Genomic DNA, 20,889 nt, shown 5'->3' with positions numbered 1-20,889 from the left:
ACTGGAGTAACGCTTGACCCACGGGGAATTGCACGGCTAAATGATCGCATGCCTTTCATTATTTATATTGATATCAGGCACAAGCAGAATATGAAAACGGTCAGGGAGAAAGAGCATGATTATTTTTGTTACCGGTGCAACCGCTGGGTTTGGTGAGTCAATTACGCGTAAATTTATTAGCGCAGGCCATAAAGTGATCGCGACGGGTCGCCGCCAGGAACGTCTGGATGCGCTGAAGGCGGAACTGGGCGATGCGCTGTATCCGTTAAAACTGGATGTGCGCGACCGTCAGGCGATTGAACAGGCCGTTGCCACCCTGCCTGCCGAATGGCGGACGATTGATGTGCTGGTGAACAACGCCGGACTGGCGCTGGGTCTTGAGCCTGCGCATAAAGCATCGGTAGATGATTGGGAAAATATGATCGATACCAACAACAAAGGGCTGGTGTTCATGACGCGCGCGCTGCTGCCAGCCATGGTGGAGCGTAATATCGGTCATGTCATCAACATCGGTTCTACCGCAGGAAACTGGCCTTATGCGGGCGGTAACGTGTACGGTGCCAGCAAGGCGTTCGTACAGCAGTTTAGCCTGGGATTACGTGCCGATCTGTCTGGCACCCAAATCCGCGTAACGAATATCGAACCGGGTCTGGTCGGTGGAACCGAGTTCTCGGCCGTGCGTTTCAAAGGTAATGACGACAAAGTCAGTAAAACCTATGACAACACAACGCCGCTGACGGCTGAAGATGTGTCTGAAGCTGTTTTCTGGGTTGCCACGTTGCCAGCACACGTCAACATCAACACGCTGGAAATGATGCCAGTCAGCCAATCTTTTGCTGGGCTAAGCGTACATCGCGAAAGTTGATAACCACCAGATACGAGAATTAAGGGCATGAACGCGGTTTCATGCCTTTCTCTGTCGGTTTATCATTCTTAGCCTAATCTAATAGCTTCGCATAATTGCTACAGCCTGCAGAAACTGACATCTCTGCCTGTGCGGGTTTAGTGCGCTTAATCACTGGAAAAAATATCAAGTTTCATTTTTTATTTTGAACCTCATAACGTTCCCAGTAAGAAAGATTTTTTTATAGAAGAAATACTATTTTTAATAAGCAAGAATCCCTCATGAAGTTAGAAACAAAAAATTGTAACTTACATGTGTAACTAAAACATTAGATGTGGATAAATATGCCAAAAATATTACCAAATTATAATCAACAACGACAAGCTATAGGAAATCATGCAAACTGGCTGGAAAGAAAATATGGGGATAACCAAACACTACATTCACTCGTTAAAAAAATGGCTATGCAGCCAGGGCGCCATGCCGATAATAGAAACAGACAGGACACTACACACGCTGCATTACAATTATTTTCTATTCTTAGTTCCGTGCAAAACAGCACGGTAACGCCTTCATCCCCCTTCAGAAAAGAAGGTGATTTGACAGTTAAAGAGCGAATATTTCCCCCTGATAACATGCTGCAAAAAATAGCTAAAAATAACGTTAGCCTATCATCAGTTACAAATACTATACCTACTATAGGCGGCGGGGGAAATATTAGCAACGATACAGCGTTGATACGACTACCACGCCATGCCATAATCGCCCCTAAAAACATGAAACATCCTTTTCCTCTTAGAATCAGGGAACTTTCAAAAATTTTAAATTTTTCCTGTATAAACGACCTACGTAGTTTATCTTTCCCGCAGGTTTTATCTTTCCTGCAAAATTTAACTTTCCCACAGGTAGTACGCCATATTGGTAAAACCCTCAGAAAACCAACCGAAGAACTCACTGATTTAATTAATAAAATAACTGGTATTGAAAAATCAGGCTGTGTATTACCAAATGAATTTAAAGAAATAAAATACATTGTCGAAAAAATTGATGAAGCTATATCACTTCTAGTTGTTCTTATTCCCGGGGGGAAACATTTCGCCATTGCACAAAATATTGTAGGGCCGCTTCTTGAACTCGCTGCTAATGATTTAGAGGGGAAGGAAACTCCTCCTGAGGAAATAAGTTCTATAATACAGAAAATTATGCAGCAGGCTAAATTCAGCATTATGGAAGTCAGCCGTACGGAAAAAATGAGTCTTAGTATGGAACCGACAGCAGGAAAAAAAATTGGTTTACCTATATTTCATATCAAAAATGGTGTTAATCATATTGATGTGGAAATCAAGGGGAAAGTTTTAAGCACCCCTATCAAAGAGCACAATAGACGTTTTTTTGCTCTAGTTCCTGGAGTGGCAGAAGGTGATGTACAGAAGTATCAAGTTTACTTTAACCATTTTGCAAACAAATGGGAGACGACAGGAAATGGTAAATTTAACCGTTTCAGTAAGCAGGAACGACAGGTTGCACAAAAGTTTTCCATTGGAACGCGTTATCGCTGCTCTTCTGGTATAACGGATAAAACAAAGATATATAGAGCTAATAATAAATTTTCTTCCTATCCTAAAAAATTGAGAGTCATCGAAGTGTATGGTCATCTGGTTCCATATCGGCATGACTCTGCAACAGGCAAATCATTTATCTACGATGCTTCAAAGACTCATAGTGATACTTATGAAGTTGTACTAGCCGAAAATGAATGGCATCTGAAGGCTCCTCTCAAAAAGACAATTAAGGTTGAATCCCTTTATTGCCCTGAATATGATAAGAATCTTAACGTTGCTGTTGTCAGAAAGGTAAAAGGACGAGAAATACTGGCTCAAATAAATATTGATGCCGGTTTTTTTTGGGGCAAGAAATTTTATCGTAATGAAGAAAATAATCTTGAAATCTTGCCAGTTCAGAAAAATAAATCTTTACAAAGGCCAAAAGAGGAAAGAGAGAATGAAATGATTGAAGAAACAGGTTGTATTAGAAAAAAAAGAGGGGCTAATTTGGGTAAGTTTTGCTCGCCATATGATTCCTCCAGTAATAATATAGATTTTGATGATATTAACACTCTAAATATAATTGCTAAAGGAAGCATTGGCACAGTGTATGACATAGGAAATGGATATATTGTAAAAAAATATAAAGGTTATTTCGATAAAAATAACCGTTCAAGAATCCAATCCGCGAAAAATAATGTAAAAGGTTTCAATCGGTACTATGGGCCTAACTCTGCCACCATAATGATTACTCAGCATGCAAATGAAAAATCATCAGTTGCAACAAAATTAATAAAAATTGAAGGGGTTCCATTAAGCGAAGTTAGCGTGGTTTCAGATAAAGAAATACTAAATGCCATGTCGATAAGCATAAAAAAAAATCCACACGAAACCCTTTCCAATTACCTAAGGGACAAAGGAATTGTTCATCATGATATTAATAAAGGTAATATTATATATAACCTTGATCAGGGTTTTTCTGTCATAGATTTTGATTCCGCACACATTTACCCAGAGGGTGAAAAGACTAGCCAATCGCATGCAGATATGATGAAAAATAAATTTTTATCTGTCTTCAAAGATACGGAAAGGGATATAAGGAACCGACTACGAGAACTGGATAGATTAGAGAAATGAATACGCAACAATCTATTGAGCTCTTGAGTACTTAATAGCAGAAATGTGGTCTTCTGATACTGACAGCGTTGTCTTGGTTTTAGCTAATACCATGTTTTTACTATGCAACAGCTATGGGGTAACCAACGGATCGGCCGATTATAGTACCATTGAAGCGAAGGATGTATACTTCTCTCTAATAGGCAACCTTTGGTTTTGCACGAAGCATGAAGGTTACAGGGAACAGCGGTCGCTTTTTGTTGTCTATCGCTTGCCGTGCGCTTTATCGTTCTGCAGCATCGGCGTTTGTTTTTATCATTCGTTCTGTCAAGGTGAAACATGAACCACTACTCTTTTTCCTCTTTGATTCGGGCCTTCATCCCGCTTTCTCTGGTTATCGTTTCCGCGGCCTGGCAGCCTACCGCACTGGCTGATACGCGCCATATCATTGTCGATTCCGGCGACAGCGCGTTATCAAAAGAAACGGCGCGTCAAAGCAAGGAGCAATGGGATTCAACGCGTTCACTGCGTAATAAAGTGAACAACCGCGTTGAGAAAGAATTCGATAAAACTGAAAAAGCCATTGATGGGCGTGAAAAATGCAACGCCAGCTACAACGTCAATGCTTACTGGGAAAACACCACCGATCGCTGCCTCGATCGTCGTACTGGTCGCCCGGTTGCCCCCTGATACTTTACCCATGCCGGAAGGCGTGGGTTTCCCCTTTTTTCTTTGTAGTGCAGCAAATTAGCCTGTATCCGAAGGTGACATCACCGTTACACTCAACGATTATCGCTATATCGTAGCAACACACATTTTTATCCAAAATGGAGTGCATCAGGATGAATATGGATTTAGCTCGATTATTTTCACGTCCTTTTCACATAAAACTGTGGGGCCTGCTCATGATGTGCTTGTTGGTCAGTTCATGCGCAAGCACGTATCCAGAAACGGACAACATCACGCATATCGCCAATAACAACGGGACACTTATCGCTGAGTCCAATACCTACGTTTACAAATTCTCCGACGCAAGAACGCAAAAGGAGTATCGGGACTATTATGCGTTTTATCGCGATTATAAAGACATCATCACGGGTGTGAGGGTCGACTTTTCTCTCCGTAATAATGGTCAAGTCTATGCAAGCTATAAAAACATGATTGATACTCGCCGATTGACCAAAGAGCAGAAAATCGATTTACGTGAGCTCTACGCGGCACAGATTCCCACGACGATGGGAAAAGGCGAAGTGACGTTTAGCGCGCAAGGCACGTTCAGTAAGAAAAAAGGGTCACTGGTCAGCCCGACAGAAAATGGACACTTGCCGCAGCCCATCCCCGTTGTGATCAATAACAGCGATAACTCCGACAAAGAGGTGCTACTTGCTCCTCTCATGGTTCCGGCAGTTATCCTTTTCCCACTATTTATGATGTATGGCTGCGCCACTGGGCCCTGCGTTTAGCTTTCTCCGGCCATCAGCAATGGCCGGGTTTCGCGGCTTTTTCGCGTTATCGTCATCGTTTGATATACTCAAAGAGACTTTTTCAGAGAAAAGGATCAAAAGATGAAAAAAACCGTTATTTTTGGTGCCGCGTTATTCTTGGTTGCTCCGTTGGCTGCACAGGCATCTTGCGAAAGCGTGAAAGCGGATATTACCCAGAAAATCATCGCCAATGGCGTACCAGAATCTGGTTTTACGCTGGATATCGTCCCGAACGATCAGGTGAATCAGGCCGGTGGTCAGGTGGTTGGTCACTGCGAGAGTGATTCTCACAAGATTGTTTACACCCGCCATGCTGAGGGCGACGTCAATACGGAAAGTGCGCCAGTGCCAACAGAAGGCCAGCCGACGACCACGCCGTAGCCCTTCCTCTAGATGTTCTAGCATAGATGTTCAAAAGGCGCTTTCGCGCCTTTTCTTTTGCCTTATTTTTGTCTGGTTTCAGCCTGCCCCGGCCGCTGGCTTGCTGGGATCATTCTGGCGGAAAGCAGCGTGATGGCCGCGATGAGTGCCGAAACGATAAATACCCCGTGGATTGACGAGGCGACTTGCGATGCCAGCGTATCGAGCTGGTTTACGCTCAGCAGGATGCGCTTAGCCGGATCCATGAGCGTCTGGAGTGGATCGCTTACTTCCGGCAATCGCCAGTGCAGACTGATGTTCAGCGTGGCACCAAGGATTGCCGTTCCCAACGCGGAACCCAGCATACGGGTAAACATGGCAGAGGCCGTTGCGATGCCGCGAATGGAGTAGTCCACCGAGTTTTGTATCGATACCAAAAACGTGGTGCTACTCAGCCCCATTCCTGAGCCGATCAAAAATGCTGCGAGCCGTGCCCACATGAGATTACTGTCCGGCTGAACGGTCAGAAGCGTCAGGCTGCCGATAAGTAGCACAATACCGCCGAGCATTGCCGTAAACCGGTAAGACGTCCACAGCATTAACCGCCCGCTTAGCGTGCTGGCCAGCGGCCAGCCAATCGACATCATCGCCAGTATACTGCCTGCTTCCAGCGGTGTTTTACCCATTACGCCCTGAATAAACGTCGGCAAAAAGGCGCTCACGCCCATCATGGCTGCCCCGACGACTAACCCGCCGAGGTTACCGGCGATAATGACCCGATTGCGCCACAGCGCCAGCGGAAACAGCGGCTCCGGCGTACGCTTTTCCTGTCGAACCAGCAGAATGCTGCCCACGGCGGAAATCGCAAGCAGCGGGATCACCCAGTAGCCAAACACCTCAGCCTGTAGCAGCGCCATCAGTAAACTGGCGACGGATACGATCAGATAAAACGCCCCCATCCAGTCCAACTGATGCTGGCGCACGGTATTCATCGTTGGCAGATAACGAGCCAGCAGGAAGATGGAGAACAGCCCAATCGGCACGTTAACCCAGAAGACCAAAGCCCAGTTGAAGTGTTGCACGATAAACGCCCCCAACAGCGGGCCGATAATCGCGGAAAAGCCCCACACGCTGGACAAATAGCCCTGTATTTTGGGGCGTTCGGTTGAGCTGTAAACATCAGCAACAATAGTGAAGGCAATCGGAGTAATCGCGCCCGCCCCCAGTCCTTGCAAGGTGCGGAAGACAATCAGCCAGCCCATCTGCGTCGAAAATCCGCACAGAATCGACCCCAGCAGGAACACGATCATGCCGAAGAAGAATATCTTTTTGCGGCCATACAGATCGGCCAATCGGCCATAAATTGGAATACTGATCGACTGCGTCAGCAAATAACCCGCAAAGACCCAGCCCAATAGGGAAAACCCGCCTAAATCTGCGATGATGGTGGGTAGCGCGGTGGCGACAATCGTCACTTCAATCGCAGCCGTGAACATGGCCAACATACAGGCAATTAAAATCCAATGGCGATGCGGGACAGGTATTTGTTTCTGGTTATTCTCTGTTTTCATTATATTTTCAGGATAAGAAGAAAAACTGCCAGTGAGTATAACAGGTGGCGTGCCGGAGAAAATTTATTCCCGCAGAGAAGCGGGAATAGAAGATGAAAGAAATTAGTAGCTGACGGCAGAAAGATCGATATAAGACGAGAGATCCCGCTGCTCAGCGCGTGGCAAGTAAGGCAGTTCGCCCAGTTGTGGTGCCGGAATTTTTTTCCGCAGAACGTGAATGATTTCTGCGTAATTAGCCAGCCCGGGGTTAATACGGTTAGCGACCCAACCAACCAGCGGTAAACCATCATTGATGATCGCCTGTGCCGTCAGCAGCGCATGGCTGATACAACCCAGTTTGATGCCAACAACCAGCACAACAGGCAGCTGTTCCTGCACCACCCATTCGGAATACGGACGCAGATCATTCATGACAGTCCGCCATCCGCCCGTGCCTTCAACGACTACAATATCAGCGGTTTCGCCCATGTGACGCAGGCCTTGCGTCATCGTGCAGTAATCAATGGTTCCTTCACTGGCGCTGATTTCATCTTCTCGGAGTGCGATGGGGTTAACCATGTTATAGGGCAATTCTAGCGTGGAGGCGGCTTGTAGCAGCAGTGCATCTTTATTACGCAGCCCCGCTTCCGTCTCTTCGCACCCTTTTGCTATCGGTTTGTAGCCCGCAACCGATTTGCCTGCCAGCGCCAGTTTTTGCAGTAGCGCCTTGGATACCACTGTTTTGCCAACGGCGGTATCAGTACCAGTGACAAAAATACGTTTCAACATGGGATAACTCCAGACCACCTGAATACCAAAAAAACAAGCACAGCCAAAATGCTTTCCAAGCATGAAAGTCTAGGCTATGCCTCATCCAGGCAGTTTGCGTTAGCGCAATGTTTTGGTGCTCTACGTCTTTATGGTTACCCCTGTAGCAGTTTAACCAGCAGCGATCCGTTATAAAGCGCGTCTTTTACCAGTGCGGCACCAGGCATCGTGCCCTGATTGTAGAACTGGGTTGCTTCCACCTGAATGTTGTGGCTATAGGGTGGAAATGATTGCTGTTGAATACAGCCTAAAATGGCGGGGTGTAGAATGCTGGCAGCTTTATTCAGAGGGGATCCCACCAGAATTTTATCGGGGTTGAAGAGGTTCACCATGATGGCGACAATGCGGCCTACGTTATGACCGACATCATTAATGATATCTTTGGCTAACTGATCGCCCTTGAGCGCGGCGTCACACAGGCTCTCAACGCTAAGCGGTGAGCCGTGCAGAAGCGAACTCATTGAAGTATTCATACGTTGCTGTGCCAGCTCCAGCATGTTTTCCGTGCTGGCGACGTTTTCCAGACAGCCGTGATTGCCGCAATAGCAACGTTTTCCATAAGGATCGACCTGTGTGTGCCCGATTTCGACCAGATTCCGGCTTCCTGCATGCAGAATGCGTCCGCCGGTAATCACGCCTGCACCGACGTTATGATCGATCACCACCTGAATTACATTTTGGCAATCGCGTGATGCGCCGTATAGCGCTTCGGCCATCGTCCATGCGCAGATATCATGCTGCAAATACACCGGCAACCCCGTACGCTGTTCCAGTGCCGAGCCAATCGCCATTTCCTCAACGTCGTAAAACGGCATCCGGTGAATAATACCTTTGCTGGCATCAATCATCCCCGGTGCGGTGATCGCGATGGCGGTTAGTCGCTCCAACCGTTTTTGATGACGAATAAAAAATAGGTCGATCTCATTCAAAATACGATCAAGCAGCGGCTGCGGCGCTTCTGCGGGAAGTGGGATGTCTTCTTCTACAACCAGTTTACTGCTGAGATCGCGCAGCGCCAATAACAGGGTATTGTGGCTGATGCGTGCAGAAAGATAGTGCCAGGCTTCTGTATCCAGAATCAGGCCGATAGCGGGACGCCCCCTGCTGCCCACATCCTGATATTCAGTTTCCTGTACCAGATGGGCTTCCAGCAGTTCGCGGACGATTTTGGTAATACTGGCAGGCGCGAGCTGAGTGCGTTTAGACAGTTCGATACGTGATATCGGGCCGTACTTATCGATCAGCCGATACGCCGCTCCGGCATTCATTTGTTTGATTTGATCGATGTGTCCTGGTTGACCGTCGGCTATCACAAACCTAGCTCCTACTCATTATATACCCGTCATACTTCAAGCTGCATGTACGTTGGCTACGTTACTCGCTCCACTTGCGTGGACCTTGCCCCGTTGGGGCCGCTGCAAGCAGCGTTCAAATCTGCCTCTGGCAGATTTGTCAGTCACCCGAATCACTTACCTGAGTAAGCTCATCGGGATGAGGGAGAGACATCCTGTCTCTCACCGAAGGCCAGCCGTTGGCTGGTCAAATTCGTTCCCGACGAATTTGTCCTTCCCTTACCGCGTTACGATGCTCATGACTGAGCATCGCCTAAAGGGCTAACGCTTCGCGTTGTTCAAAACGAATACGTTTTGTCCTGCACCCCGGAGGATCTTGGGTATAATGGGCACTGCTGTTGAAAAATTCATCTTTACTACCGCTGCATGACTATTTTTCACGCTGCAAAATAAAAAAACTGCGGGTATGGTGGGGCTTTTCACTAAAGCCGTCAAATATTTGATTCGTTATGTGACATCTCTCACATATTGAAAATATTCTCTTCTCAATATCCGTGAGACATTGCCGTCTATGCCCTACTTCGTAGTAGTCACCCTATAGCCACTTGGCGCGTTGCGAATACTCTTCAATGAAGAGCGAATTATAATAGATACATTAAAAGCCAATGGTTACCATTGATTTTTAATAATTTCCCCAATCCAGAATAGCCGAAAATTTAAAATATTATTATGAAGATCAGTTACACAAAAATACCAACTATCATGAATGTCAACAAATCCACACCTGATAATGGAGTGAAAAAAACATTATTTGGGTTTTTATCCCATTTTAGCAGGGCGAAAAATGTCAATGTCAATGTCAATGTCAATAAACAACCTGCAAAAGTTGCAAAAGTTTTTTCAAACAATCACAACTCAGAGCATCGCTGCATACAACAAACGGGATATGTAAGTCATTTTGGTCCTAGGCAAGAACCGGCTATCTTTATACATGGTTCTTCAGAGGGTAAATTTGCATACTACAAAGGAAATACGGTAAACCATAAAGACATCGAAGGGAATGACCCTTATATTAGTTTAAACGCAACTGAATTTGTCGCTCGCATTAAAAAAGATTTTGGCTTAGACTTACACAGTAATGGAGATAGAAATGCGAAACCATTGCATTTAATTTCCTGCTATTCGGGTGGAGTAAGCCGAGATACATTAGCAGCTGCAATGTCAATTGCAACAAATAGACAAATAATATGCTATGGAAACAAAGAGCCCGTTTTTATGCGTAATGGTTTAAAGAATAACATGGATGAAGATGTCTATATACATGGTGAATATTCAAAGAAAGCATTACCTGAAGTTCGTCATACTCCATACAACATGATAGGGAGTATGAGAAAATAACGTAGGAAAGACGGTTTTAGTTGTTACTTTTCCAGCATCAGCGACATCAGTACTTTCGCAGCAGCACTTTGCGGCTGATGTCGTGCCGTCACCAACCAAACTTCCGTTGTGGCGTCCTCTTCTTCCAGCAGCAAATATTTCACGCCATCGACCCGAATACGCAAAAACGACGCAGGCAAGATGGACACGCCTAATCCCGCGGATACCAACCCAACGATGGTCATCGCCTCGCCCACTTCTTGCGTAATATAGGGGCTGATGCCATAGCGTTTCAGCAGCGTCAGCGTATCATCATACAGCGCGGTTCCAACCGCACGGGAGAAGAAAACAAACGGTTCATTCGCCAGCTGTGTAATGCTGATGGCACGCCCTGCGTCCTGCTGCGCTAACGGATGGGACTCCTGCACGACGGCAATCAGCGGTTCACTCAGCAGCAACTGATGATCCAATGCGTCTGGCAACGGGTTGTTGCGCATAATGCCGATATCAAGCTTACCGTTCAGCAGCGGTTCAATTTGCTGTTTGGTATTAAGCTCCATCATCTGAATATGCACTTCCGGGTAGATTTGGCGAAAACGCAGCAGGCTGCTGGAGATCTTTTTGATAAACGGCGCGGACGACGTAAAACCAATCGTTAATTCCCCAATTTCGCCGCGTTGAATGCGAGATGCGCGTTCGGCCGCTTGATCAACTTGGCTGATAATTGACCAGGCTTCTTTCAGGAACATCTTGCCAGCTGGTGTTAGCTGGACATTACGGTTGTTACGTGCCAGAAGCTTTGCCCCCACCTGCTCCTCCAAAATTTGAATCTGCTGGCTCAGTGGCGGCTGGGAAATGCGTAATCTTTCTGCGGCTCGGCCAAAATGCAGCTCTTCAGCGACCGCAATAAAATAGCGAAGGTGGCGTAATTCAATATTCATATTTTAAACGTATCAATCATGATTATTAATATATTATACAAAACAATATCACTCTTCTATGATCGCTCCATTGTTGTTTTACGCCTGATTTACCTTTTCTGGTAAGGAATTATTGTGAGTAATCTGCCATCTTCTGCACCAAATGGCTGGCCTATTTCTACAGCCGACGATGCGGATGATATTGCCCCTAAGTCTTCTGGTAAAACGCCTTATATCACGCGTGGTACGCCGCAATTTATGCGCGTCACGCTGGCGCTGTTTTCTGCTGGTTTAGCGACGTTTGCCCTGCTGTATTGTGTTCAGCCGCTGCTGCCGGTGCTATCTCAGGATTTCGGTATTTCGCCAGCGACCAGCAGCCTGTCGCTTTCCGTATCGACCGTGATGCTGGCGTTTGGGCTACTGTTCACTGGCCCACTCTCCGACACGATCGGTCGTAAGAATGTGATGGTTGTGTCCTTAATGCTGGCTGCAATTTGCACCATCATTTGCGCATTTATGACCAGTTGGAACGGCGTGTTGATTATGCGAGCGATGATGGGCCTGTCGTTAAGCGGTGTTGCGGCCGTCGCCATGAGCTACCTGAGTGAAGAAATTCACCCCAGCGTGCTGGCGTTTTCGATGGGGTTATATATCAGCGGAAACTCGATTGGCGGCATGAGCGGACGTCTGGTTAGTGGCGTTTTAACGGATTATTTCCCGTGGCGGGTTGCTATCGGCACGATCGGCGTACTGGCGCTCATTGCGGCGATCACGTTCTGGCGTATTCTACCCGAATCACGGCATTTTCGTCCCGGTTCACTGCGCCCGAAAACACTGCTGCTGAATAGCAAACTGCACTGGCGCGATTCAGGTTTACCGCTGCTGTTCCTTGAGGGATTTTTACTGATGGGCGCGTTCGTTACCCTGTTTAACTACATTGGGTATCGGTTGCTGGCTTCGCCTTATTTACTCAGTCAAGCAGTGGTTGGCTTACTTTCCATTGTCTATCTCACAGGGAGTTATAGTTCGCCAAAAGCCGGTGCATTAACGGCTCGCTACGGACGCGGCCCGGTGCTGAGTATTGCGATCCTTTTGATGCTAGCAGGACTGGGAATGACGGCACTGAGCCCGCTATTCTCGATCTTTGGCGGGATGATGCTCTTTACCGCCGGCTTCTTCGCCGCTCACTCGGTAGCCAGCAGTTGGATTGGCCAACGGGCGCGGCGCGCAAAAGGTCAGGCGTCATCAATGTATCTCTTTTCTTACTATCTGGGTTCAAGTCTGGCCGGCACGCTGGGGGGATTCTTCTGGCACGCGTTTGGGTGGATGGGTATCACCGTCTTTTTGAGCGCACTCTTACTGCTCGCGCTGGGAGTGAGTCTGATGCTTAAAAAACGCCTTTAAACGCCCTTCTTACCGGAGTTTACCTACATTCAGGTAAACTCCGCGCTACTCTCTTTATCTTTTACGCTCTCATGGCCTATGACCCTCATAAACTCGCTTACATAGCGCCCTCTACTTTACCGTCAACATAAAAAAATCAATATTTGTAGTCGCTTATCTCAATAGTTAATATTTTCCGAATATCAAACGGAGGTAAATTAAAATCTTTTTTAATTTGATATGCAAAATCGTCTTTATTTAATCGTAAGTAAGAGATTTTTTTACCATTAATGTCTTTGTTATCTACGGTGTTCCCTTTGTAATATAAAAAATTATTATCTCTATCTTTAGATATGATAAGCGCAGGTTCCTGACTGCAACCGAAATGACTCTCATACCTTGTCTTTGTTATGATTCCATTTTTCGAATCATAATTATTTGAAAATACCTTTACAACTTCAGATGGCTTTGTATTGAATTTTATATTGTAATTTCTATTTTTTATTTTAAAAAGTCTTGATAATAAACCACATGATTCTTTTTTATTACTTTCTGGGAGGGATTTAGTGTTAATAACTACAGATTTTTGAGAATGACTAACTGATGCTGATAAATTATTCATAATTTTATTCTCAATACGCTTATTAAATGAACTTAATTATAACTGAAAGGAAAAATAAAAATATCATAATTCGCGATTTTCCTTTATGTTAACTAACAATTAATTGATGCTGAAAAATAATTCATATTTATATTCGTATTTTACTAAATGGTCTATCGTTCGTAAGCACAAACCGAAAGCGGCCGAACTTCGCCTGCTGATACCACATTTGCATCGGTATACCGATGCTCCAGAATGAAAAAGCCTGCTGATAAACACCAGCAGGCTGCGGGATAACGCGCTAATACCGCGCCATTACTTTTTCAGGCTACCAACCATCTCTTCCGGTCGAACCCACTCATCAAACTGCGTTTCCGTCAGATAGTTCAGTTTGAGCGCAGCGGCCTTCAGGGTCAGCCCTTCTTTGTGCGCTTTTTTGGCAATTTCCGCCGCTTTGTCATAACCGATATGCGTGTTCAGCGCAGTCACCAGCATCAGAGATTCGTTCAGCAGTTGAGTGATACGATCGTGGTTTGGCTCGATCCCTACCGCACAGTGCTCATCAAAACTCTTCATACCATCAGCCAGCAGGCGAATCGATTGCAGGAAGTTATGAATCACCATAGGACGATACACATTCAGCTCAAAATTACCGGACGCACCGCCGATGTTCACCGCGACATCGTTACCCATTACCTGACAACACAACATAGTCAGCGCTTCACATTGCGTTGGATTGACCTTGCCCGGCATGATGGAGCTGCCCGGTTCGTTTTCAGGAATACTCAGTTCACCGATGCCACAGCGCGGGCCAGACGCCAGCCAGCGCACGTCATTGGCGATTTTCATCAACGATGCCGCCAGTCCTTTCAAGGCACCGTGTCCGTGAACCAGCGCATCACAGGTTGCCAGTGCTTCGAACTTATTCGGTGACGTTATAAACGGCTGGCCAGTCAATTTCGCCAGTTCTGCTGCCACGCGCACCGCATATTCGGGATGCGTATTTAGCCCTGTACCGACCGCAGTACCACCCAGCGCCAGCTCACAAATGTGCGGGACACTGTTTTCGATATGCTTCAGGTTATGCTGCAACATTGCGGCCCAGCCTGAAATTTCCTGCCCCAGCGTCAGCGGCGTGGCATCCTGTAAATGCGTACGACCGATCTTGACGATATCCTTAAACTGCTCAGCCTTCGACGCCAGCGTGGCGTGCAGCGCTTTCAACTCAGGAATCAGGTGTTCGTTGATCGCGACTACAGCTGCGACGTGCATCGCCGTCGGGAAGACGTCGTTAGAACTCTGACTTTTGTTGACATCATCATTGGGGTGAACCAGCCGATTGTTGCCCCGCTCTCCCCCCAGCAGTTCACTGGCACGGTTCGCCAACACCTCGTTCATATTCATATTGCTTTGCGTGCCAGACCCCGTCTGCCAGATTGCTAACGGGAACTCTCCGGCATGCTGGCCTGCCAACACTTCGTCCGCCGCCTGAATAATCGCATTTCCCCGATCGGCAGGCAGAAGCGTGAGATCCATGTTGACGCGGGCTGCCGCTCGCTTGGTTTGTGCCAGCGCATAAATCAGCGCACGGGGCATTTTCTCTTCAGAAATACGGAAGTGTTCCAGCGATCGTTGCGTTTGTGCGCCCCATAACCGTTCAGCAGGAACATCAATCGGTCCCATTGAGTCTTTTTCACTACGCGTCGTGCTCATTACCTTTCCTCCTTAAAATACACATTCAACTAGTAGAAGACATCGAATCACATCGCTGGGCCTATTCTGATAACACTCACTGGCCTTATCGCGCTTATTGGTCCACTAACACTGTCTGGTATCGCGCTACATAAAACATTACCATGAAGCGAAGAAGATGCAGTGTATTCATAATCACTCAGGTAATTAACAGCCAGCATCACAGAAATTAACAATTAATGTAATAGCAGGGAGCCGACATGCAAAAAATGCTCAATTGCGTCCAGCACTACGCCTGGGGCAGCAAGCACGCCTTAAATGAGCTATATGGCATTGATAACCCTAACGATTTACCGATGGCAGAACTTTGGATGGGCGCCCATCCTAAAAGCAGTTCGGCGATTATTGATGAAAAAGGCAACACCCGCAGCCTGCGAGACGTGATTGCAGAAGACGCGACCGCCCATCTTGGCGCAACGATCGCGCAACGTTTTGGCGAATTGCCCTTTTTGTTTAAGGTCTTGTGCGCGGAACAGCCGCTTTCCATTCAGGTTCACCCCAGTAAATCATCGGCAGAACAAGGCTTTGCGAAAGAGAATGCCGCGAGTATCCCGCTGGATGCGGCCGAAAGAAACTACAAAGACGCCAACCACAAACCGGAATTGGTCTACGCATTAACGCCCTTTCAAGCCATGAATGGGTTCCGAGAATTATCTGAAATTGTGCAGTTGCTGGAGCCGGTTGCCGGTGCACATCCGTCAATCACCGCGTTTTTACAACAGCCCGACGCGAAGAATCTCGCCATGCTGTTCACTAACCTGCTGAGTATGGAAGGTGAGCAAAAATCGCGCGCGCTCGGCGTCTTGAAGGCCGCGCTCAATAGCCAAAATGACGAACCTTGGGCGACCATCCGTGCGATCACACAACACTATTCCGACGACAGCGGATTGTTCTCTCCGCTGCTGCTGAACGTCATTACGCTGCAACCCGGCGAAGCCATGTTCCTGTTTGCGCAAACGCCGCATGCTTATCTGAAAGGCGTGGCATTAGAAGTCATGGCGAATTCGGATAACGTGCTGCGTGCTGGGTTAACGCCGAAATACATTGATATTCCAGAGCTATTGGATAATGTCATGTTCGAAGCCAAACCCGCAAACCAGTTGCTGACGACACCACACCGACAGGGTAATGAACTCAGCTTCCCGATTCCTGTTGAGGATTTTGCTTTTTCGCTGCACGAACTGAGCCAAAGCCCACAGACGCTCAGCCAGAACAGTGCCGCCATTGTATTTTGTATTGACGGCGATGCCGTCCTGCAAAAAAATGAGCAGCGGCTCTCGCTACGTCCGGGAGAGTCCTGCTTCATTTCAGCCAGTGAGTCACCGATAACGGTTGAGGGACAGGGGCGTCTCGCTCGCGTATTTAACCGATAACTTGTTCCATACGCAGCAGTTATCTCTGGGTAAGCTGCCAGCGTTTCGCGTTGAAAACGCGCATTTTTTTACTAAAGGATGAATAAAAATGAAGAAGTCGTTAGTCGCCGTAGGCGTTATTGTTGCTCTGGGTGCAGTCTGGACCGGCGCCTCCTGGTACACCGGCAAACAGATGGCTCAGCAAATTGATGGTTTTACCGATACGCTGAATACCAAGCTCAAGCAAGCCTACCCGAACGCGGGCCTGAAAGTGGTCTATCGCGACTACCAGGGCGGCATTTTCAGCAGTACCCTGGCCTATGTTTTACAGACAGACGGCACAGCAAAAGGGGCGCAGTTCCTTGCGCCTGGCGAAGAACTGGTCTTCAACGAAACCGTGTATCACGGGCCGTTCCCGCTAGCACAGCTCAAGAAATTCAACCTCGCTCCGGCGATGGCATCTGTCCATACCGAGTTGGCCAACACACCCGCCATCAAAGCCTGGTTTGAGCTGACGAAAGATAAGCCGTTCTTTACGGCCGAAACTCGCGTCGCTTACAGCGGTGATACGCAGTCACTCGTTACGCTGGCCCCTATCGACCATCAGACACCAGAACAGAAATTTTCCTTCAGCGGCGCGCAAGCCGTGGTGGATATCGGACACGACCTGCGCAGCAGCAAGCTGGATACCACCATCAGCAGCGTGAAGATGGAAAGGAAAAATGCCTGGGGTCAAACAGAGAACGTCGATCTCACCGATTTCTCCATCAAAGGCACCAATCAAAAAGGCAAATTCGATCTGGATTTAGGCGATGGTAATCTGTCCTTCAAAGCGATGACGTTTACCGTAGAAGGTGGCGAGCCCGTTACGTTGAACGATTTCTCCCTGAAAAGTAGCGCAACGGAAGACGACAAGAATCTGGCAGGCAAAATGGCCGTGACGCTGGGATCGTTAATCATCGGCGACCGCAATCTGGGCTCTGGTAACGTCAGCATGTCCATTTCACAGCTTGATGGCGCGGGCACCAAACAGTTCCTCACCGCCTATCAGGAAAAAGTGCAGAAACTGTTGCAGGATCCGGCCGCTATCGATCCTGACGCTTATCAGCAGGATGTCGCCATGTCTGTTCTGCAATATCTGCCACAGTTGCTGAAAGGCAACCCGAGCATTGCGATTTCCCCGATCAGTTGGAAAAACAGCAAGGGTGAAGGCACGTTCACGCTGGCGCTGGATTTAACCGACCCGTTGCAGAGCACAGATAAAGCGAACGATGCCACCCTGTCGGATGAAGAAAAAATTATTCGTCAGTCGGTCAAAAAACTCGATGCCAAACTCAATGTTCCGCTTGATATGCTGGCAGAGCTAATGATACAAGCAGCACCGAAACCGGCGAACGATGAAGAGCAAAAGCAGCTCGCTGACATGGCGAAACAACAGGTTGAAATGATGGCCCAGATTGGTGAGGGTAACCAACTGAGCGTCACAAAAGACAACGCCATTACCAGTTCACTGCACTATGCCGATGGTCAAATTGATTTCAACGGCAACAAAATAGCGCTGGCTGATTTCATCGCACCGTATTTCTCCGTTCCAACGGAACAAGGTGAAGAGTCTCTGCCTGGCGCACAGGAAGAACCCGTCACACCTCCGGCGCAATAAGTCAGCACATCGTATGACGTGCTAAAACACACGGTGGCCGCACTTGCCGCCACCGTTTTTCCTGCCCTACCTCTCCAGTTTGATTTTGAGATAACACCATGTCCGCGTTGAAGCCCTTCATGGAAGCCCATCAGGCCGCGATCTATTTTGTTGCCGTGATCGCGGCAGTGGCAGCAGCTCTGGCGCTGCCGGGGACAGAGCAACTGGATGTCGTGATTAATCCGGCGCTGGCGCTGATGTTGTTTGTCACGTTTCTGCAAGTGCCGCTGACCACCATCGGAAAAAGCATCACTCAAGTCAGATTCATCGGCGCGTTGCTGACTGCCAACTTCATCGTGATACCCTTGCTGGTCGCGGCGCTGTTGCCCTTTCTCCCCGCCGATCCACTGGTGAAGCTGGGCATCATATTGGTGTTACTCGCACCCTGTATTGACTACGTAGTGACATTTGCATATCTGGGTCGGGCCGATGCCGCCCGCCTGTTGGCCGCAACGCCTATTTTACTGTTGCTGCAAATGCTGGTCTTGCCCTTCTACCTGACGCTATTTCTCGGCCACGACGCCACCGGACTCATCGCCTTTGCGCCCTTTATCGATGCCTTTATCTGGCTGATTGCCGTGCCTTTAGCGCTGGCCGCGCTTCTGCAATCGCTAGCGGCGCGGCGACGCACGATGGCAAAATTTGCGGATACATTAGGCTATCTTCCCGTTCCGGCTACTGCCCTGGTGCTGTTTATCGTCGTTGCTGCGGTCATTCCCCAACTGCGCACCACTTGGGCGTCGGTGTTACTCGCAGTGCCGTTTTACCTGCTCTTCGCGCTGCTGGCACCGCTGCTCGGCTGGTTCACTGGTCGTGCGTTCCGGTTGGATTCAGCTGGCGGGCGCGCCGTGGCCTTTAGCGCCAGCACGCGCAATTCTCTGGTTATTCTGCCGCTGGCGTTGGCAATTCCGGGCGCACTGCCGCTACTGCCTGCCGTGATCGTCAGCCAAACGTTAATAGAATTGCTCAGTGAACTCATTTATATCCGGGTAATCCCTAAGTTGAACGCGCCGGAAATAGAACAAAGAAACCAATAACAGATTATTTTTTCTCAATAAAACGGGCTACATCCAACTGTAGCCCTCACTGCCTTGGGGGAGGCTGACGTCGCACAGTGTCCCTCGTTTCTGTCCGATCGCATTTGAAAAGGTATGCATCCTTTTTGTTAGTATTTTCATCACATTATCTGGACGTCATCTGCTGCACATGCGTAAAATTCCCGTTTCCCACTTTTTCTATTGCCCAAATATTTGTTAGTTTTATCACTTCTTTAAGCGTTTGATTCGCCATCATTCGCACTACAGTATACCCTGTCGCAGATTACATTCTCTTTTCTGCTTTAGGCATCATTACAAAAGGTCTCTTTTGCGTGGCAAAATTATTTTTACGTAGTGGAAGTTTGGATGATTTTCTGGCGCTGGGCGAGAACGGACAGCCAGTTTACGCATCGGCACTTCAATTGCGGGAAACGTTACGTCTCAGAAAACAACAGCAGATTGCCGATTGTCTGGCGATTCCCCAACCCAACGAGCATGGCGATCGTATTGACTGGTATTCGCCAGTTGACGGCAAAGTCACCTCTTGGATTGCCGCCAGCGAAGAAGAACGAGAAAAGGCGCTGGCGTTACTGGAAACCTATCAAACCGCAGTCGCTGACATCAGCCAGCGTGCGCAAAATGCAGAAAAAGCCGGGCAGAAACTTTTCGGTGTCCTGCTGGCAAAAGCGATACAGTTCCCTGGAGCGAACCACGTTTATCTGGTTGATGGCAAACCCGTCTTAACGTTCTGGGGCTTCGTCAATCTCGATAAAAAATCTCGGCTTGATGCATTGGACTGCCTGCGATCGGTCATCAAGGAAACGGAACCGCTTTTTGTTGCACCCGCCCCCGTTGCAAGCGCACCCACACTGCCGTTGGTCGATCCCGTTCCCGAGCCGGAACCACAGCCTATCGTTCAGCCCGAACCTGTCGATGCAACGCCTGCACCTGTTGCCGCTGCGGCAGCCGTGCCTGTTCGCCCACCGTTCTTCCGCCTGTGGTGGCTGCTACCTGCTGCCGCACTGTTAGCGATTTTGTCATTGCAAATACGTGGCTGCGTGTCAGGACAAGACGACAAGCCGACCTCCGATGTAGCCGCGACGGTCAAACCAGAAAAACGCGCCCTGCCTTCTTCTACGCCGGCTGAACCAGCGCCACAGCAAGAAAGCACGCCTGTTCCACCTGTCGCAGAAAAAGAGGTTGTGAAAACCGCTGAGCCATCAGTCGCTACGGCACCGGTTGCTGCTGCGCCTGTAGTAGACGCGGTAAAACCGGAAGCACCTGCGGTCACGGAACCAAAAGAGCCTGTTGCGCCGCCGGCTGAACCCGTTGCCGAGCCAGTGCCAGCGATTCCTGCGGGCAAAGATGATCTCGTCATGCCAGCCGACGCGGTGAAAATCGGTTCCATCAAATTTCTGAACGGCAACTGGCGCGTCATTGTTGATAGCAAAGCGCCGATTACCGGCAGGCCGCCTAGCCTGCGCTACCAGATTCAAAATGGAAAAGGCACGGCACGCATCACTCATGGTGACGGTGTCACGTGTCGCGCTAACGTTGAGGCAGGATTAATGAGCTCTGGCAATCTGATCATCAACAGTCGTTCCGGCGCCCGCTGCTCTGATAATTCTCGTTTCCAAATGCCGGAATTGGTCTGTAAACAAGGTGCCTCCGGCGCTGCGGCAGAGTGTATTGGTCGCTATGACGAAAACACCGTTTTCCCGATGACGATAAAGCGCGAGAGTAAATAATC

Annotated in this window: 17 protein-coding genes; 11 read left to right on the top strand and 6 right to left on the bottom strand. The window is 48.2% G+C overall.

The features are described 5' to 3' along the window. The first annotated feature begins 115 nt into the window (after positions 1-115). From ydfG to JFY74_10715, 5 genes are all read left to right on the top strand, one after another. A complete protein-coding gene (ydfG, locus tag JFY74_10735; protein ID QQG26634.1) occupies positions 116-865 on the top strand; it encodes a bifunctional NADP-dependent 3-hydroxy acid dehydrogenase/3-hydroxypropionate dehydrogenase YdfG in 750 nt (249 codons plus the stop codon). Positions 866-1,188: 323 nt separating this feature from the next. Further along, positions 1,189-3,525: a hypothetical protein gene (locus tag JFY74_10730; GenBank protein ID QQG26633.1), complete on the top strand. Its 2,337-nt coding sequence runs from the start codon at positions 1,189-1,191 to the stop codon at positions 3,523-3,525. A 318-nt stretch (positions 3,526-3,843) separates the two neighbouring features. Further along, complete coding sequence (locus JFY74_10725) at positions 3,844-4,194, top strand: DUF1283 family protein (GenBank protein ID QQG26632.1); 351 nt, start codon at positions 3,844-3,846, stop codon at positions 4,192-4,194. Positions 4,195-4,346: 152 nt separating this feature from the next. Continuing rightward, positions 4,347-4,967, top strand: a complete 621-nt coding sequence (locus JFY74_10720; GenBank protein ID QQG26631.1) for a hypothetical protein — start codon at positions 4,347-4,349, stop codon at positions 4,965-4,967. 102 nt (positions 4,968-5,069) lie between these two features. Continuing rightward, a complete protein-coding gene (locus JFY74_10715) occupies positions 5,070-5,369 on the top strand; it encodes a DUF1161 domain-containing protein (GenBank protein ID QQG26630.1) in 300 nt (99 codons plus the stop codon). Positions 5,370-5,431: 62 nt separating this feature from the next. Here JFY74_10715 and JFY74_10710 read toward each other — a convergent pair whose 3' ends face one another. The 3 genes from JFY74_10710 to JFY74_10700 form a co-directional block, all read right to left on the bottom strand. Continuing rightward, positions 5,432-6,919 carry an MFS transporter gene (locus JFY74_10710; protein QQG26629.1) on the bottom strand — a complete coding sequence of 496 codons (1,488 nt, stop codon included), beginning with the start codon at positions 6,917-6,919 and terminating at the stop codon, positions 5,432-5,434. Between the two features lie 102 nt (positions 6,920-7,021). After that, positions 7,022-7,687, bottom strand: a complete 666-nt coding sequence (gene bioD / locus JFY74_10705) for an ATP-dependent dethiobiotin synthetase BioD (protein ID QQG26628.1) — start codon at positions 7,685-7,687, stop codon at positions 7,022-7,024. 134 nt (positions 7,688-7,821) lie between these two features. Then, on the bottom strand, positions 7,822-9,039 hold the full coding sequence (locus JFY74_10700; protein ID QQG26627.1) for an ROK family protein: 1,218 nt from the start codon (positions 9,037-9,039) through the stop codon (positions 7,822-7,824). 708 nt (positions 9,040-9,747) lie between these two features. Between JFY74_10700 and JFY74_10695 the strand changes: the two genes are divergently transcribed. Then, positions 9,748-10,416: a hypothetical protein gene (locus JFY74_10695; protein QQG26626.1), complete on the top strand. Its 669-nt coding sequence runs from the start codon at positions 9,748-9,750 to the stop codon at positions 10,414-10,416. Positions 10,417-10,439: 23 nt separating this feature from the next. Here the strand turns inward: JFY74_10695 and JFY74_10690 are convergent, their stop codons facing one another. Continuing rightward, positions 10,440-11,336 carry a LysR family transcriptional regulator gene (locus JFY74_10690; protein ID QQG26625.1) on the bottom strand — a complete coding sequence of 299 codons (897 nt, stop codon included), beginning with the start codon at positions 11,334-11,336 and terminating at the stop codon, positions 10,440-10,442. 114 nt (positions 11,337-11,450) lie between these two features. Here JFY74_10690 and JFY74_10685 point away from each other — a divergent pair, with 114 nt between their 5' ends. After that, positions 11,451-12,719: an MFS transporter gene (locus JFY74_10685; protein QQG26624.1), complete on the top strand. Its 1,269-nt coding sequence runs from the start codon at positions 11,451-11,453 to the stop codon at positions 12,717-12,719. A 136-nt stretch (positions 12,720-12,855) separates the two neighbouring features. Here the strand turns inward: JFY74_10685 and JFY74_10680 are convergent, their stop codons facing one another. Together JFY74_10680 and fumC are read right to left on the bottom strand one after the other, a co-directional pair. Then, positions 12,856-13,320: a hypothetical protein gene (locus tag JFY74_10680; protein QQG26623.1), complete on the bottom strand. Its 465-nt coding sequence runs from the start codon at positions 13,318-13,320 to the stop codon at positions 12,856-12,858. Between the two features lie 294 nt (positions 13,321-13,614). Beyond that, complete coding sequence (fumC, locus tag JFY74_10675; GenBank protein QQG26622.1) at positions 13,615-15,012, bottom strand: class II fumarate hydratase; 1,398 nt, start codon at positions 15,010-15,012, stop codon at positions 13,615-13,617. A 239-nt stretch (positions 15,013-15,251) separates the two neighbouring features. On the opposite strand from fumC, the gene manA reads away from it, so the two are divergent. From manA to JFY74_10655, 4 genes are all read left to right on the top strand, one after another. After that, complete coding sequence (gene manA / locus JFY74_10670) at positions 15,252-16,424, top strand: mannose-6-phosphate isomerase (protein QQG26621.1); 1,173 nt, start codon at positions 15,252-15,254, stop codon at positions 16,422-16,424. 88 nt (positions 16,425-16,512) lie between these two features. Further along, positions 16,513-18,063 (top strand): YdgA family protein, encoded by a 1,551-nt coding sequence (locus JFY74_10665; protein ID QQG26620.1) that lies wholly within the window; start codon positions 16,513-16,515, stop codon positions 18,061-18,063. A 98-nt stretch (positions 18,064-18,161) separates the two neighbouring features. Beyond that, the gene (locus JFY74_10660; GenBank protein ID QQG26619.1) at positions 18,162-19,139 is read left to right on the top strand and encodes an arsenic resistance protein; all 978 of its coding nucleotides are present in this window, start codon (positions 18,162-18,164) and stop codon (positions 19,137-19,139) included. Between the two features lie 332 nt (positions 19,140-19,471). Next, positions 19,472-20,887 carry a hypothetical protein gene (locus tag JFY74_10655; protein QQG26618.1) on the top strand — a complete coding sequence of 472 codons (1,416 nt, stop codon included), beginning with the start codon at positions 19,472-19,474 and terminating at the stop codon, positions 20,885-20,887. Positions 20,888-20,889: the final 2 nt, after the last annotated feature.

Origin of the sequence: Pectobacterium carotovorum, from assembly GCA_016415585.1 — a bacterium.
GTDB classification, from domain to species: Bacteria; Pseudomonadota; Gammaproteobacteria; order Enterobacterales; family Enterobacteriaceae; genus Pectobacterium; species Pectobacterium carotovorum_K.
The sequence above is the reverse complement of the archived record's forward strand: the minus strand, read 5'-3'. Positions and strand labels throughout refer to the sequence as shown.